Annotated in this window: 13 protein-coding genes; 2 read left to right on the top strand and 11 right to left on the bottom strand. The window is 73.6% G+C overall.

Translation table 11 applies throughout. From position 1 onward, the window contains the following. Nucleotides 1-4: 4 nt before the first annotated feature. Complete coding sequence (locus F0Q34_RS06930; RefSeq protein WP_241665370.1) at nt 5-970, top strand: ketopantoate reductase family protein; 966 nt, start codon at nt 5-7, stop codon at nt 968-970. Then, the gene (locus F0Q34_RS06935) at nt 967-1,836 is read left to right on the top strand and encodes an aldose 1-epimerase family protein (RefSeq protein WP_149811445.1); all 870 of its coding nucleotides are present in this window, start codon (nt 967-969) and stop codon (nt 1,834-1,836) included. The genes F0Q34_RS06930 and F0Q34_RS06935 overlap by 4 nt, the downstream gene beginning before the upstream one ends. 108 nt (nt 1,837-1,944) lie before the next feature. Here the strand turns inward: F0Q34_RS06935 and F0Q34_RS06940 are convergent, their stop codons facing one another. The 11 genes from F0Q34_RS06940 to F0Q34_RS06990 form a co-directional block, all read right to left on the bottom strand. After that, nucleotides 1,945-3,186 carry a matrixin family metalloprotease gene (locus F0Q34_RS06940; protein ID WP_149811446.1) on the bottom strand — a complete coding sequence of 414 codons (1,242 nt, stop codon included), beginning with the start codon at nt 3,184-3,186 and terminating at the stop codon, nt 1,945-1,947. 128 nt (nt 3,187-3,314) lie between these two features. Further along, nucleotides 3,315-4,472 carry a DegT/DnrJ/EryC1/StrS family aminotransferase gene (locus tag F0Q34_RS06945; RefSeq protein WP_149811447.1) on the bottom strand — a complete coding sequence of 386 codons (1,158 nt, stop codon included), beginning with the start codon at nt 4,470-4,472 and terminating at the stop codon, nt 3,315-3,317. Between the two features lie 54 nt (nt 4,473-4,526). After that, nucleotides 4,527-5,966: a nucleotide sugar dehydrogenase gene (locus tag F0Q34_RS06950; protein WP_149811448.1), complete on the bottom strand. Its 1,440-nt coding sequence runs from the start codon at nt 5,964-5,966 to the stop codon at nt 4,527-4,529. Between the two features lie 43 nt (nt 5,967-6,009). Continuing rightward, nucleotides 6,010-7,977 (bottom strand): polysaccharide biosynthesis protein, encoded by a 1,968-nt coding sequence (locus tag F0Q34_RS06955; RefSeq protein WP_149811449.1) that lies wholly within the window; start codon nt 7,975-7,977, stop codon nt 6,010-6,012. Nucleotides 7,978-8,099: 122 nt separating this feature from the next. Further along, nucleotides 8,100-9,251: a glycosyltransferase gene (locus tag F0Q34_RS06960; protein WP_161600788.1), complete on the bottom strand. Its 1,152-nt coding sequence runs from the start codon at nt 9,249-9,251 to the stop codon at nt 8,100-8,102. Continuing rightward, nucleotides 9,251-10,441 carry a non-hydrolyzing UDP-N-acetylglucosamine 2-epimerase gene (gene wecB / locus F0Q34_RS06965; protein ID WP_149811451.1) on the bottom strand — a complete coding sequence of 397 codons (1,191 nt, stop codon included), beginning with the start codon at nt 10,439-10,441 and terminating at the stop codon, nt 9,251-9,253. Before wecB ends, F0Q34_RS06960 begins: the two co-directional genes overlap by 1 nt. Next, nucleotides 10,438-11,694, bottom strand: coding sequence for a glycosyltransferase family 4 protein (locus F0Q34_RS06970; protein WP_149811452.1), 1,257 nt, complete (start codon nt 11,692-11,694; stop codon nt 10,438-10,440). Before F0Q34_RS06970 ends, wecB begins: the two co-directional genes overlap by 4 nt. A 7-nt stretch (nt 11,695-11,701) precedes the next feature. Further along, nucleotides 11,702-12,949: a DegT/DnrJ/EryC1/StrS family aminotransferase gene (locus F0Q34_RS06975; protein WP_241665371.1), complete on the bottom strand. Its 1,248-nt coding sequence runs from the start codon at nt 12,947-12,949 to the stop codon at nt 11,702-11,704. A gap of 69 nt (nt 12,950-13,018) precedes the next feature. Continuing rightward, nucleotides 13,019-13,651: a sugar transferase gene (locus F0Q34_RS06980; RefSeq protein ID WP_206667963.1), complete on the bottom strand. Its 633-nt coding sequence runs from the start codon at nt 13,649-13,651 to the stop codon at nt 13,019-13,021. Continuing rightward, nucleotides 13,641-14,885, bottom strand: coding sequence for an O-antigen ligase family protein (locus F0Q34_RS06985; protein ID WP_149811453.1), 1,245 nt, complete (start codon nt 14,883-14,885; stop codon nt 13,641-13,643). The genes F0Q34_RS06980 and F0Q34_RS06985 overlap by 11 nt, the downstream gene beginning before the upstream one ends. Beyond that, the gene (locus F0Q34_RS06990) at nt 14,882-15,805 is read right to left on the bottom strand and encodes a hypothetical protein (protein WP_149811454.1); all 924 of its coding nucleotides are present in this window, start codon (nt 15,803-15,805) and stop codon (nt 14,882-14,884) included. Before F0Q34_RS06990 ends, F0Q34_RS06985 begins: the two co-directional genes overlap by 4 nt.

Here is a 15,805-nt window from a genome sequence, read left to right on the forward strand (position 1 = left end):
GGGCATGATCGGGGCCGGACATGGGGGGCAGGCGATGCGGGTGCTGGTTCTCGGCGCGGGGGCGCTTGGCGGCTATTTCGGCGCGCGGCTGATCGAGGGCGGGGCCGAGCTGGCCTTTCTGGTGCGGCCGCGCCGGCAGCAGCAGCTTCAGCGCGACGGGCTGTCCATCGAATGCCCGGTCTTCGGCACCTGGCGGCGCCCGGTCACCGCCCTGCTGGCCGACGAGGTCCGGCCCGGCTGGGATGTCGTGCTGCTGAGCTGCAAGGCCTATGACCTCGAGGACTCCATCGCCGCCCTCCGCCCCGCCATCGGGCCGGACACGGCGATCCTGCCGGTGCTGAACGGCATCGGCCACATCGCCACCCTGCAGGCCGCCTTCGGGGAGGCGGCGGTGCTGGGCGGGGTGGCGAAGATCCGCGCCACGCTGGATTCCGCGGGCGTGGTGCGCAACCTGTCCGACTGGCGCAGCCTGACCCTGGGGGAGCTGGACGGCACCCTGTCGCCGCGCGCCACCGCCTTCGCCGAGCTGGCGCGCCGGGGCGGGCTGCTGGCCAAGGCGGTGCCCGACATCCGCCATGTGCTGTGGGCCAAGCTGGTGCATCTGGGCACGGTGGCGGCGGGCACGGTGCTGCTGCGCGGCTCCACCGGGCAGATCGCCCGCGCGCCGGGCGGCACCGCCTTCATGCTGACCCTGCTGGAACGCAACGCCGCCATCGCCGCCCATCGCGGCTTCCCCATGACGCCGGAATTCCTGGCGGAATACCGCGCCCTGCTGTCCGACCCGGAGAGCCGCTACACCGCCTCCATGCTGCGCGACCTGGAGGCCGGCAACCGCATCGAGGCCGATCCCATCCTGGGCTTCCTGCTGCAGGAAGCCGGGGAGGCCGGCCTCGACACCACCCTGCACGCCGTGGCCTATCTGCACGCCAAGACCTATGAGCAGCGGCGCGCCGAGGAAAAGCCCGCATGACCGGACGCCACGACATCGCCGGGGGCGGCCTGTTCGCCACCATCAAGGCCGACGGCGCGGAGCTGTGCGGGCTGCGCGGGGCGGATGGCACGGAATACCTCTGGGATGCCGGCCCCGAATGGCCGCGCCACGCGCCCATCCTGTTTCCCATCGTCGGCAAGCTGGCGGAAGACACGCTGCGCCACCAGGGCCATGCCCATCGCATGACCCAGCATGGCTTCGCGCGCGACCGCCGCTTCGCCTGGACCACGCGGGAAGCGGGCCGGGCCGGGCTGGCGCTGGAGGATGACGCGGAAAGCCGCGCCCTGTTCCCCTTCGCCTTCCGGCTGGAGGTGGATTACGCCGCCAGCGCGGCCGGGCTGCGCTGCACCGTCACGGTGCGTAATCCGGGCGCTTCGGCGCTGTTCTTCAGCCTCGGCGCGCATCCGGCCTTTCGCTGGCCGCTGCGCCCGGACCTGGCCAAGGAGGCGCACAGCCTGTTCTTCGCCGAGAACGAGTCCGGCGGCGTGCATTACCTGTCCGGCGGGCTGCTCGGGCCGGCGGAAGCTTCCCCCCTCCAGGAGCGGGCGCTGCCCCTGGCGCCGGGGCTTTTCGCCCGCGACGCCCTGATCTTCCCGGGCGTCGCCAGCCGGTCGGTGCGCTACGCCGCCAAGGGGGGCCCGGCCCTGGTGGTGTCCTGGGAGGGATATCGCGACCTTGGCCTTTGGTCGAAGCCGGATGGCGCGGATTTCCTGTGCATCGAGCCCTGGCACGGCACGGCCAGCCCCGCCGGATGGGATGGCGAGTTCAGCCGGAAGCCGGGCGTGATCGCCCTGCCGCCCGGCGCCAGCCGCGCCTTCACCTGGTCCGTGGCGATCGAGGCCTGAGCGGCGCCGGGGCGTAATTACGGCCGGCGGAAGCGGTGATCGCCCCACGAATCCTTATCGCGTCGCGTGGCTCGCGTTCCGGCTGTTCCAGCCCTCTGCGGCCACGCTCTAGGCGCCCCATTCCGCCCCCGCCGCGCGGCCCTCATACAGGCCGAACAGCATGTAGTGCAGCAGGGGATTCACGCCCCCCGCGGCCACGTCCGGATTGGCGGCGAGATAGGCGGCGCCGTTGAAATCCGGGTTGCCGCCGCGCCCTTCCCGCCAGCCATGCGCCATGTAGTGCTGCAGCGGGTCCATGTCCGCGGCCGCGACATCGGCATTGTTCGCCAGATAGGCCGAGGCATCGAAATAACCGTTCGGATCGCGGCCCTCCCGCCAGCCGAAGGCCGTGTAATGGGCACGGGCATCGCCGCCGCTCCCGGCCAGGTCGGGATTGGCGAGGAGGTAATAGGCGGCATCGAAGCCGTCCTCCGCCACCGTTCCCACGGCGGCGGCGGCCTGGCGCCCTTCCTCCCGCCCGTGCAGGAGGTAATGGGTGAACGGGTTGTTGCCGGCCGCCGCCACGTCCGGGTTGCGCGCCAGATAATGGCGAAGGTCGAAATCGGCGGACGGATCGCGGTCCTCGCGCCAGCCCGTGGCCTCGAAATGCATGCGGGGATTCATTCCGGCGGCGGCCACGTCCGGCTGCGCCGCCAGGTATCCGGCGGCGGAAAACTGCACCGCCGCGCCCTGCGCCACGCCACCCGGCCCGGCCGCAATTCCGGGCGGCAGCGGGGCCTCGCCATCATACGGGGTACCATACAGCGCCCGCGCGCCCGCCACGTCATCGGGCGAAAGCGATCGATTAGCCGAGCCGGTCCGCGCATACATCAGGTCGTCCGGCGTGTCGGAATGGTTCAGGCCGATGGCGTGGCCCACCTCATGCGCCAGCACCTGGCGGAGGGTGAAGCCGCCGGAATACAGGATCTCCCCGTCGGGGGAGGTGCTCCATGGCCAGTAGGCGAGGTCCTGCGCCACCACCAGCACGCCGGGCAGCAGGGTCCCGCCCTCATAGCGCCAATAGCTGTAGCCGACGCTGCGGTCGCCGGACAGGTCGCGGCCGCCATTGGTGGTATCGAAGAAGCCGATCCGGATGTCGGGCGTCGCCGCGCCATTGTCCGGCACCTGCACGAAGCTCAGCCCCGAGATCTCGCTCCAGTCCGCCAGGGCATCATGCAGCTGCGCCTGTTCCCGCGCGTCGTCGAGCGGGGCGGTCAACGCCGGATAGCCGTCCGTGGCGGCGGCTGGCGGCGCCAGGGACCAGGTGACCACCGCGTCCGGCCAGCGCTGGCCCGTCAGTGCATAGGCCATGATGTGGCTGCTTCCTTCCCGTCAGGGCGCGCCCGGGGGCGGGCCTTCGCATCAAGATCGGCGGGCGGAACCCGTTCCGGCGCCCCGCCACAGGGGCAGGATGCCGGGGAACGGGATGCTGGGGGGCATCACAGCCCGGCGATCAGGGCCTCGCACACCCGCGCCACCTGCGCCTCGTCCAGATAGGGATGCATGGGCAGGGCCAGGATGCGGCCGCACAGCGCCTCGCTGACCGGCAGCGGCGGCGCCTGGCGCAGCCCCTCGGCATGGGCGCCGGCATAGGCCGGCTGGTGGTGCAGCGGCTTCGGGTAATAGATGGCGCTCGGCACGCCGCGCTCCTTCATCGCCGCCTGCACCCGCTCGCGCCGGCCGGCATCGGGCAGCAGCACGGAATACAGGCCCCAGGCGCTGGTGGCGCCGTCCTGCTCGCCCGGCACCGCCACATGGCCGCGCAGCCGTTCGGCATACCAGCCGGCGATGCGGGCGCGGTTCTTCAGCTCCTGTTCCAGCAGCGGCAGCTTGCAGAGCAGGATGGCGGCCTGGATGGTGTCCAGCCGGCCATTCATGCCGGTGCGCTCCACGGCGTAGCGGGTCTTGCCCTCGCCATGCGTGCGGAGGGAGCGATACAGCTCGGCACGGTCGCCGTCATTGGTCAGGATGGCGCCGCCATCGCCATAGCAGCCCAGCGTCTTGGTGGGATAGAAGCTCAGCGCCGCAGCGTCGGCCCACTGGCCGAGGCGCTTGCCGTCCAGCGACGCGCCGAAGGCTTGGGCCGCGTCGTCGAGGGCGAACATCCCCTCGGCGCGGCAGATCTCCTGGATGGCGGGCCAGTCCGCGGGGCGGCCGAACAGGTCCACGCCGACCACGGCGCGCGGGCGCAGCCGCCCCTCCGCCTTCACCAGCGCGATGCGCCGCTTCAGGTCGCCGAGGTCGATGTTGAAGCTGTCCTCCGCCACATCGACGAACACCGGCGTGGCGCCCAGCACCAGCGGCACCTCGGCCGTCGCGGTGTAGGTGAAGGCGGGCAGGAACACCGCGTCGCCGCGCCCGATGCCTTCCGCCATCATGGCGATCTGCAACGCGTCGGTGCCGGAGGACACGCCCACGGCATGCTTCGCACCGGAGAACCCGGCCAGCATCGCTTCCAGCTCCGCCACATCGGGGCCGTTGATGAAGGCGCCGCTGTCCAGGATGGCGGCGATGCGGCGGTCGATTTCCGGGCGGATCAGCGCCTGCTGCGCCTTCATGTCGAACAGGTTGATCGGGCGTGGGGTGGTGTCGGGCATTCTGCGGATCGCTCCGGAAAGGAGGCGCCCGGTCCGCCCGGATGAGCCGGGGGATCAGGCCTGAATGACGGCGTGATAGGCCGGTTCGCCCATTCCTGTGAAATCACCGGACGTTTCAGCCGGCAACGGGGGCGCGGTCCGCACCGCCGCATCGCGGTACACGCCGCGGGTGTCGATGATCAGCCGCGCCTGTTGCCGCAGCGCCGCGAAATCGATGCCGGGCTGCGGCGTCACGATCAGCACGGCATCCTGCGCCGCCACCAGATCCTCCGTCAGCGGCTGGCTGCGCAGCGGGGGCGCGGCGCCGTTCAGCCGGCGCGTGGCCGGGAATTGCGGCACCAGGGGATCGTGATAGGCGATGCGGGCGCCGCGCTCCTCCAGCAGGCGGAAGATCTCGGCGGCCGGGCTTTCGCGGGTGTCGGGTACGCCGGGCTTGTAGGCCAGGCCCACCAGCAGGATGCGGGCGCCGCGCAGCGCCTTGCCGCGCGCATCCAGGGCATCGCGCAGCCGCCCCACCACATAGCCGGGCTGCGCGTCATTCACCCGCCCCGCCAGTTCCACGAAGTCGCTCGGCACGCCCAGCTCGCGCGCCTTCCAGGCCAGGTAGTAGGGGTCCACCGGGATGCAGTGGCCGCCGAGGCCGGGGCCGGGGCGGAACGGCATGAAGCCGAAGGGCTTGGTGGAGGCGGCGTCGATCACCTCATGCACGTCGAGGCCGAGGGCGTGGCTGATCCGCTTCAGCTCGTTCACCAGCCCGATATTCACGGCGCGGAAGACGTTCTCGTACAGCTTCACCAGCTCCGCCGCCTTCAGCGATGACACCGGCACCAGCCTGCCCGCCACCGGGCCATACAGCGCCCGGGCGACCTCCAGGCAGTCCGGGGTGTGGCCGGCCACCAGCTTGGGCACGCGGCCCACCGTGCCTTCCGGGTTGCCGGGGTCCTCGCGCTCGGGGCTGTAAAGGGCGAAGGCGTCGCGGCCCACCGCCAGCCCGGCGGCCCGCAGGGCCGGAATGACGAATTCCTCCGTGGTGCCGGGATAGGTGGTGCTTTCCAGGGCAATGGCCTGGCCGGGGCGGAGGTAAGGCGCCAGCGCCGCCACCGTGTCGCGCACCGGGCCGAGATCCGGCTCCTTGTGCGGCCCGACCGGGGTCGGCACGCAGATCAGGATGGCGTCGCAATCGGCGATGGCGGCGGCGTCATGCTCGGCGGCGATGCCGGCGGCGGCGACGCGCGCATCCTCGATGCCGTGCACCGGGCTGCGTCCGGCGGCGATGGCGGCGCGCTTGGCCGGGTCGATGTCGAAGCCGGACACGGCGAAGCCGCATTCGGCGAAGCGCAGCGCCAGCGGCAGGCCGGCATAGCCCAGCCCCACCACGCCGATGCGCGCGGCGCGGCTCTCGATCCGCTCGATCAGCGCCGGGGCGAGCGGGGCGGCAGGGTCGAGGGCGCGGGCGCGCCCCCACCAGCGCGCGGGCAAGGCCGGACCTTCCATGTCTCAACATCCATTGAGGCAGGGCGGGCCGGCAGAGGCATGTTCAGGCCTTCGCCGCCGGCGCCGTGCCGGGGTTGTGGTCGAATTCGGGCACCAGCCGGGCAAGCTGCGCCAGCGCCGCCTTGGCATGGCCCAGGCGCGCCGCCTGGGCGATCTCGTCGATGGCGCGCCCGACCAGGGCGGCATCCGCGGTGCGGGGCGTCGCCACCAGCAGGCCCGGGAACTGCGTCGGGCGCGGCGGCTCCTGGCCGTGGAACAATTCCTCGTACAGCTTCTCGCCCGGCCGCAGGCCGGTGAAGCGGATCTCGATGTCCTCGTCCGGCCGGAGGCCCGCCAGGCGCACCATGCGGCGCGCCATGTCCACGATCTTCACCGGATTGCCCATGTCGAGCACGAAGATGCCGCCATCGGCCAGCTCGGGCGGCTGGTCCTGCCTGTCCTCGGCGCCGACCACGCTGGCCTGCAGCACCAGGCCCACCGCTTCCCGCACCGTCATGAAGTAGCGGCGCATGTCGGGATGGGTCACGGTCAGCGGGCCGCCGCGCTCCAGCTGGCGGCGGAACAGCGGCACCACCGAGCCGGTGGAGCCCAGCACATTGCCGAAGCGCACCGTGATGCAGCGCATGGTGTTGCCCTGGATACCCCCCTGGCCACTCCCCTGGCTGCCCCCTTGGGCATGGTGGCGGGCCTGCACGTCCAGCGCCTGGCAGTACATCTCGGCCAGCCGCTTGGAGGCGCCCATCACGCTGGTCGGGTTCACCGCCTTGTCGGTGGAGATGAACACCATGGCCAGGCAGCCCACCGCGCGCGCCGCGTCGGCCACCACCCTCGTGCCGAGGGCGTTGGTCAGCAGCCCTTCCAGCGGGTCGTTCTCGACCATCGGCACATGCTTCAGCGCGGCGGCATGGAACACCAGCTCGGGGCGCACATCCTCCATCAGCCGGGCGATTCGGGCAGCGTCGCGCACATCGGCCAGCAGGGCGCGGCGCTTCACGCCGGGATGGCTTTCGGCCAGCTCCAGGTCGATGCCGTAGAGCGCGAACTCGCCATGGTCGAGCAGGGCGAGCTGCGCCGGGCCGAGCGCCGCCACCTGCCGCGCCAGCTCGCCCCCGATGGTGCCGCCGGCGCCGGTCACCAGCACGCGGCGGCCCTGCACCAGCCGCGCCATGCCCTCGCGGTCCAGCGGCACCTGCGGGCGGTCCAGCAGGTCCTCGATGGCCACGGGCCGCAGGTCGACGCGCCGCGCCACCTGGGTCTGGCGCCGGGCCGGATCGAGCGCGGTCAGCCGCGGGGCGCGCTTCACCACCACGCCGTTGCGGTCGGCGGCGTCGAGCAGTTCCTCCAGCGCCGGGCCATGCAGGTCCGGATCGGCCAGCACGATGGCGGAAGGCACCCGGTTCTCGGCGCGCAGCCGCTCCAGCACGTCGCCCGCCTCCTCCAGCCCGCCCAGGATCGGATGGCCATGGATGCGCCGGCCGGCCGAGCGCGGCCAGCGCGCCAGGATGCCGACCACCCGGTAATCCGGCGTGCGCTGCTGCTGCAGGGCGCGGATGAACAGGTCGGCGGCATCCCCCGTGCCCACCAGCAGCACCGGACGGGACGGTTCCTCGGAAGGCTGGCCGACGCGGTGCGCCTGCTTCAGCGGCGCCAGGATGCGGGGCGCCAGCAGAAAGGCGGTCAGGCTGAAGGCGTGGATCAGCGGAAAGGCCACGTTGTCCGGCGCCCAGCCATCAGCCGCGTGCAGCCCCAGGGCGAAAAGCAGCGCCCCGCCGATCCCCGCCCCGACCACGGCGACCAGGTCCCGCAAACCGGCGAAGCGCCAGTATTGCTGAGGCAGCCGCACCGGCAGGCCGGCCACCAGCAGCGCGGCCACCGCGCCGGGAATGGCCGCCACCCACCAGGAGGCGGGCGGCCATTGCCCGGGGGAGGCCATCCACAAGGCGGGAGGCAGGGCAAGGGCGGCCAGCAGGGAATCGAGGCCGAGGTTCAGCAGGATGCGGGGAAGGGCCATGATGGCCGCGTATAGGCGCCCGGCCCGGCCCGGTGAAGCATGCCGTGTGGCCTGCCTCCTTCCGGCCCGGCGGCCGCCACGGGAACCGGCGGCGCGGCGCGGCAGGGTGGCGCCCCCGCCGATCATGCGGCGGCTTCATCCGGCAGCGGGGCGAGGCGCCGGTACAGCCCGACCAGGCGCGCGGCCTCCGCCCCCCAGCCGAAGCGGCCCAGCGCCGCGGCGCGGCCGGCGGCGCCCATCGCGGCGCGGCGCCCCGGATCGGCCAGTTCGCGCACCGCGCCGGCGATGGCGGCGGGGTCGGCGGTGTCCACCAGCAGGCCACAGCCAGCCTCGCGGATCACCGCCGCCACCTCCTCCGCGAAGGCGGGGGCGATCACCGGCAGGCCGGCCAGCATGCAGTCGAACAGCTTATGCGGCAGGGCGAGGCGGTGGTTCTCCACCCCCGGCTGGAACAGCACCAGCCCGATATCGGCCGTGGCGGCGAGGTCCAGCGCCGCGCGGTGGGGCATCCAGCCATGCCGCGCCACCGCCGCTTCCAGGCCGAGCTGCGCGGCGCGCCGGGTGAAATCCGCCTCCGACCCGTCGGTGAAGCGGCCGATCAGGCTGAGCCGGGTTTCCCCGGGGCACAGCGCCAGGGCCTCCAGCATCTCCAGGGCGCCGCGCGACCGGCCCAGCGCGCCCAGATGCACCAGCGTCAGCGGCCCCGGCCCGTGCCGGCGCGGCTCCACCGGCTCCGCCGCCGCGTAGTTGCGCACGGGAACGATGCGGGCCGGATCGGCGAAGTCCCCATCCAGCCCGTCCTTGGCCACCACCACCGCGTCGGCGCGGCGCGACAGGGCGCGGCAGGCCAGCCGGATGGCGGCGCGGCCCAGCGGCCGCAGCGGCTTCGGCAGCCGGCCGTCGAGGCGGGAAGGGTAATGCTCATGCACATCCAGCACCACGCGCGCGCCGCTGCGCCGGGCGGCCAGGATGGCGGCCAGCCAGGCATCCGGCTCGCTGGCATGCAGCACGGCGGCGCCGCTTGCCGCCGCGCGCCGCGCCAGGGCCGGGATGTTGCCGAGCCGCCCGCGCCAGCCGCCGCCCCGGGCATAGGTGCGGATGGCGACGCCGGCATGGCTGCCCGGCGCCGCGGCGCCGTTGGCCGGGCACAGATGCAGCACGCGCCAGCCGGCCTCGGCCAGCGCCGCGCCTTCCTTGGCCACCACCCGCACATCGGCCGGCGGATGCGCCGCCGACAGCATGCAGACCAGCGGCGCGGTGGCGGAACCGGGCATCAATGCCCGCCCTGCAACGCCACCGCCGGCCGGCCGGCGGCGAAGGCGCTGGCCGCCGCCACCGCTTCGCGCAGGGTGACGGGGGTGGGCGGCGGCTCCAGCACCTCGCGCAGATGCGCCACCATGCGCGCGCCGGCCATGCCGTCCCACAGCGGGATGGGCTGGGTCGCCGGCCATCCACCGGCCAGCACCTCGCCCACCATCTCCGGCAGGGCGGCCGCGCTGACCAGGCGGTTGGCGCCGCATCGCAGCGTCGCCGGGCGCTCGGTGGAGGGGCGCAGCGTCAGGCAGGGCACGTCCAGCACCGCCGCCTCCTCCTGCACGCCGCCGCTGTCGGTGGCGACAAGGCAGGCGCGCGCCAGCAGCCCGGCGAAATCCAGGTAGCCGAGCGGCGGCAGCACCCGCACCCCCGGCGGCACGGCCAGGCCGAACTGCTTCAGCCGCACCGCCGTGCGCGGATGCACCGGCCAGACCAGGGGCAGCCGCGCGGTGACGCGGGACAGCGCCGCCAGCAGCACCGACAGGGCGGCGGGGTCATCCACATTGGCGGCGCGGTGCAGCGTGACCACGCCATAGCCGCCCGCGGAAAGATGCTCGCCCAGGCCCTGCGGCAGTTCCTGCGCCAGCGCGGCGGGCAGGCGGGCCAGCAGCGTGTCGATCATCGCGTTGCCGACGGCGCGCACCGCGCGGGGATCGTGCCCTTCCGCCACCAGGCGGGCGGCCGTGTCGTGATCCGGCGCCCAGAGCAGGTCGCTGATGGCATCAACGGCGCGGCGGTTGATCTCCTCCGGCATGTCGCGGTCGCCGCAGCGCAGCCCCGCCTCCAGATGCGCGACCCGGATGCCGAGCTTGCGGGCGGCGAGGGCGGCGGCCAGCGTGCCATCCACATCCCCCGCCACCACCACCAGGGCCGGGCGGCGGCGCGACCACAGCTCGGCGCAGGCCATCATGGTGTGGCCGGTCAGCGCCGCGTGGCCGCCACCCGCCAGCACGCCCAGCGAAACGTCCGGCTGCGGCAGGCCGAGATCGGCCAGATGGGCGCCGAACATCGCCGGGTCCTGGTGCTGGCCGGTGTGCAGCAGCGCCGGCCGGCAGAAGCGGGGCTGCGCCGCCAGGGCATGCCACAGCGCCGCCAGCTTCGGCAGGTTGGGCCGCGCGGCGGCGACCAGGTGCAGTTCGGGCAGGCTCATGCGGCAACCAGGGATGGCAGGGGAGAAGGTCGCGCGGCCGCTTCCGCGACGGCGACGAAATGGCGGGCCAGCAGGCGGCGGTCCCAGCGGCGCACCGCCTGGTCCCGCGCCGCATGGCCCATGGCGAGGCGCTGCGAAGGATTGGCCGCCATCCAGGCCAGCGCATCCGCCAGGGCGGTGGCATCACCCGGCGGCGTGGCCATTCCGCAGGGACCCATCGGGCCCTGCGACGCCAGCAGCCGCTCGCCCTGGCCGGGCAGGTTGGACACCACCGGCAGCCCGGCGGCCAGGTAGTCCATCAGCTTGTTGGGCGCGGTCCATTCGGCGAAGGCGGCCACCGGCGCCAGGCAATGGATGCCGCATTGCGCCCCGGCCAGCAGGCTGGCCAGCCTGCGCTTGCCGAGCGGCGGCATGAAGGACACGTTGTGCAGCCCGCGCGCCGTGGCCTCGGCCTGCAGGCGCGGCTTCTCGCTGCCCTCCCCCACCAGCAGCAGGCGGATGCGGTGCTCGCCGCGCGCCATCAGCAGGGCGGCGGCGTCCAGCACCTGTTCGAGGCCGTTGGCGCGGCCATGCGCACCCGCATAGACAGCCAGCATCTCCCACGGCGCGGCCTCCACAGGGCGCCAGGCGGGGATGTGCGGGCCGAACAGGTCGAGGTCGCAGCCATTCGGCACCACATGCACCTGCTCCGGTGCGGCGCCGCGGTTCAGCGCGGTTTGCGCCATGCCCTCGCTCAGCGCCACCACGGCAGCGGCGCGGCGGCAGGCGGCGTTGGCCAGGTGCTCCATGCCGGCCAGCGCCCAGCCGGGCACGCCGCCCATGGCGCGCGGCAGCTCCGGCCAGGGATCGCGGATCTCGAACAGGAAGGGCGTGCCGCGCAGGCGGCGGGCCAGCAGCGCCGGCAGCGCCACCGTCAGCGGCGTGGAGGAGGCGATCACCAGGTCCCACTCGCCCGCCAGCGCCAGCCTTGCCGCCCGGGCGGCGTAGCGGCCAAAGGCGGCGCCGCGGGCGGCGAAGCCCTGGGCGTTGCCGCAGGGGATGTCGAACTCCACCAAGCGCAGGCCCTCCGATGCGCCTTCGCGCCGGCCATGGCGGAACCCGCCCTCCAGCCCGGTCACCGCCCCCTCATAGCGGCCGCAGGCCAGCGTCACGGAATGGCCGCGCCGGATCAGCGCGTGGGCCAGGGCATGGCTGCGCGTGGCGGTGGCGCCTTCGGGCGCGGAATAATGCTGGTGCAGGTAAAGCAGGCGCATGGCGTCCTCAGCCCTTGCAGCAGGCGCGGATGACATCGGTCACCCGCGCCTGCTCCTCGGCGGTCATGCTGCCGCTGGGCAGGCACAGGCCGCGCTCGAACAGCCGGCCCGACAGGCCGTCGCCATGGAACCGGGCGCCGCGAAAGGCGGGCTGCATGTGCAGCGGCTTCCACACCGGGCGGCTCTCGATCTGCGCGGCGTCGAGGGCGCGCCGCACCGCTTCCCGCGTGGTGCCGAACGCCTTGGGGTCGATCTGGATCACCGACAGCCAGCGGGAGGATCGCGCCCAGGCGGGCTCCGGCATCAGGCTGACGCCGGGCAGGCCCGACAGCGCCTCGGCATAGCGGTCGAACACCAGCCGGCGTTCCGCGACGCGGGCTTCCAGCGCGCCGATCTGCGCCAGCCCCACCGCCGCCAGCACCGAGGACAGGCCATAGGAATAGCCCGTGGTCTCGTGCTGGTAGTGCGGCGCGGTTTCCTTGGCCTGGGTGGCCAGGTGGCGGGCGCGGGCGATCAGCGCCGGGTCGTCCGACACCAGCGCGCCGCCGCCGCCGGCGGTGATGATCTTGTTGCCGTTGAAGGAAAAGGCGGCCAGCGCCGCGCCCTTGCCCACCGGGCGGTCCCGGTAGCGCGCGCCCAGCGCCTCGGCGCTGTCGCACAGCACCGGCACGCCCCAGCGGCCGCACACCGCCAGGATGGCGTCCAGGTCGCAGGGCTGGCCATACAGGTCCACCGGCACCACGGCGCGCGGCAGGCGGCCCTTGGTGGCGGCCTTCTGCAACTGGTCCTCCAGCAGGTTGGGGTCCAGCGTCCAGCTTTCGGGGGAAACGTCCAGGAAACGCGGGCGGGCGCCCATCTGCACGGCGGGCGCGACCGTCGCCACGAAAGTCAGGCTCTGGGTCCAGACCTCGTCGCCGCGCTCCACCCCCAGCACGCGGAAGCCGAGATGCAGCGCGGCCGTGCCGGAAGCGACGGCGGCGGTGTGGGCGAAGCCCGCCGCCTCCCCCACAGCCTGCTCGAACTGCTCGGGGACCGGCCCGGCGGGGGCGATCCAGCCATCGGTCAGGGTCCGGCTGAGCACCGCCAGCTCGCCCCCCACCAGGCTGGGCGGGGACAGGTGCAGGCGCAGCCTTGGCGCCTTGGCGGGGTGGGAGCGGTTCGGGAACACCAGCACCGCCGTGGCGGAAGCATCCCCTGCCCGCTGCCGATCGTCGCTGCCGCTGCGGAGGGAGATGGCCACCATGACCTGCTTCACGCTGAATTGATGACACTAGCGAAACAGGTTCCGGATGATCCGACAAGTCAACAAATCAACCAGAAGTTACTATTTTCTGCTGGACTTTTCCGGAGAATTATCAATGAAAGGTTGAAAATCAGGCATGGTGACATGGCCGGGCGCATGAACCCCGCGCCCGCTCAGCAGGATGCCGAACGTGCCCAGGAGCGCCCGGCAATCGGTGCGGAAGCACAGCGCCTCGGCATAGGTCGCGTCCATCTCCAGCCGCTCCTCCCAGGGCAGGGCGTTCCGCCCCGCCGCCTGAGCGATGCCTGCCAGTCCCGGCCGCGCCATCAGGCGCAGCCGCTGCCGGGGGGAATAGCGCGCGGCATAGGCCACCGGCAGCGGGCGGGGGCCGACAAGGCTCATCTCCCCCCGCAGCACGTTCAACAGCTGCGGCAGCTCATCCAGGGCCGAAGCGCGCAGCCGGCGGCCAAAGGGCGTCAGCCGCGCCGCGTCCTCCCCGGGGCCATCCCGCATGGAGCGGAACTTCAGCAGGGTGAAGGGGCCGCCCCCCTGCCCGGCGCGTTCCTGCCGGAACAGCACCGGGCGCCCCAGCGCCAGCCGCACCGCCACAGCCGTGCCCAGCAGCAGGGGCGACAACAGCACGAGGCCGAGCAAGGCACCCGCCACATCCACCAGCCGCTTGCCGCGGCGGCGGTACCAGCCTTCATGCAACACGCTTCGCCACCATTCCCGTTGAAAGCGCCAGACCCAGGGCGAACCAGACCATCCGGTTGCCGAGATCTGTCGAAACCATGGCGGCGAGGCCCACCGGCAGCACCAGGGCGGCGATTTGCGCCACCCGCGCCGGCGCCGCGTGCCGCGCCCGCAGCAGCAGCAGCACCGCCCCGCCGCCAAAGCAGCACAGCCACAGAACAAGGCCGAGCGGCCCACCCTCGGCGAAGGCTTCCAGCGCGTGGTTGTGCGGATAAAGGCCGCGCCGCTCGCCATGGCCGGCGGCGATGGTGAAGCCGCCCGTTCCCAGGCCGAGCGGCAGCGCCGCGCCCGCCCAGTCCAGCGCCGCCCGCCACAGCGCCGGCCGGGCCGAGGCTTCCATCCCGCCTTCGGTGAACCGTTCCAGCGTGCGCAGCCCCTCCATGGCCTGGAATTGCAGCAGCAGCAGCCCCGCCCCCAGCATGGCGGCCAGCGCGGCCGCCAGGCTCCAGCGCAGCGCCAGCCCGGTGCGGCCGGCGGACCAGCAGCGCAGCGCCGGCGTCAGCAGCACCGACAGGCCGAGCGAGATCAGCCCCATCCGGCCGCCCGGCAGCAGGGCAGCGGCGGCCAGCCCGAGGGTGTAGGCGCTCCAGAACAGGCGGGACGGCCAGGCCGGCGCCTCCACGATGCGCACCGCGCCGAGCCCGGCGGCGCAGGCGATGGCCAGCCCGGCCAGCTGGTACTGGACCCGCAGCAGGTCGGGCTGGGCACCCACCATGCCGCCCAGCACGATGTTGCCGGTGGCGAGCCCCCAGGCCACCGACGCCGCCACCAGCGGGCCGGCGCCGAGCGTGGCCCGCACCAGCCAGCGCCGGGCCGACGCATCGGCGCCCAGCAGCATGCCGGCCACCAGCATCGGCGGCGCCACCAGCACGATTTCCGGCAGCTTCTGCGGCAGGATCACCGCCGAGCGGCTCCAGACGCCGGCCAGCACCAGCCAAAGCCACAGCAGCGCGGCGCCCGCCAGCGGCAGGGCCAGCGCGCCATGCAGCCACCAGCGGCGGGTCAGCAGCAGCACCGCCAGCAGCGGCGGCAGCAGCGCGGCGGCCAGCAGCGTGAGGTCCACCGGCAAGGCGGCGCCCGGCGGGGTGGATTTCAGCGCACCGGCGAAATGCAGCGCCGCGCCCGCCAGCCCGGCCAGGCTGCCGATGCCTGCGGCATCGACGCGGATGGCGCCCAGCGGTTGCCCGTTCTTCATCGGCCAGGTGCCCGCGCGGCATCCGGGGGGGCATCCCGGCGAACCTCGCCACGCGCCGCGCCGGAAGCCGGCCAACGGCTTCCCCCGGAATGGCGGGAACCGCGCAGCAGCACCCAGCAGCCGGCCAGGAACAGGCCGGCCAGCGGCGCCGCCACCGCCAGCAGGGCGAGCAGCAGCGGCCGGTTCGGCAGGGAAGGCCGCAGCGGCGCGCCCGGGCCCGACACCAGGCGGGCCGCCACCACCTCATCGGCGCGCAACACCAGGGCGACGCGCTGGTGTTGCGCCAGCAGCTCGAACATCGGCGTGCGCAGGTAGATGTCCCGCTCCTGCGCCAGCCTTGCCTCCAGGGCGGCGATGCGGCGCTGCGCCAGGGCCAGCAGGTCCTGCCGCACCCGTGCCTCGGCGAAGGCGTGCAGGCGCAGCAGCGTATCCAGCGCCGCCTCCCGCCGCGGATGCGCCAGCGCCAGGGTCCAGGTGACCGAGGCCAGGGATTGCGTCACGGCGAGGTTGCGCTCCAGCCAGCGTTCCACGTCATCCGCGTCCGGGGCGCGGTTCAGGCCGAGGGCCTGCTTCACCGGCGCCAGCGGCCCCGCCGCCTGCCGCGCTGCCAGGTCGGTCAGGATGCCGGTGTCGCGCGCCAGCATCGCCGCCGCTTCCGGGCTGCGCAGCGCCGACAGGTAGATGGCGAAATTGCCGCTGGGCCGCGTGTCCAGCAGGCTTCCGGGGGACAGCGCATTGGCCGAGATCAGCGTGGACACCGCGACGCCGCTGGTTTCCGCCGGCGCCACCACCGCCTCGGCCAGATGGGCGCGCGGCCAGTTCAGGATCAGCGCGCCGCCGGCGCCGAGCAGCAGCAGCACCGCTGGCAGCAGCCAGCGCCACAGCCGAAGCACGCCCCGCAGAAGCTGGTCGAGCGGCAT

Origin of the sequence: Teichococcus oryzae, from assembly GCF_008386565.1 — a bacterium.
Lineage (GTDB): Bacteria > Pseudomonadota > Alphaproteobacteria > Acetobacterales > Acetobacteraceae > Pseudoroseomonas > Pseudoroseomonas oryzae.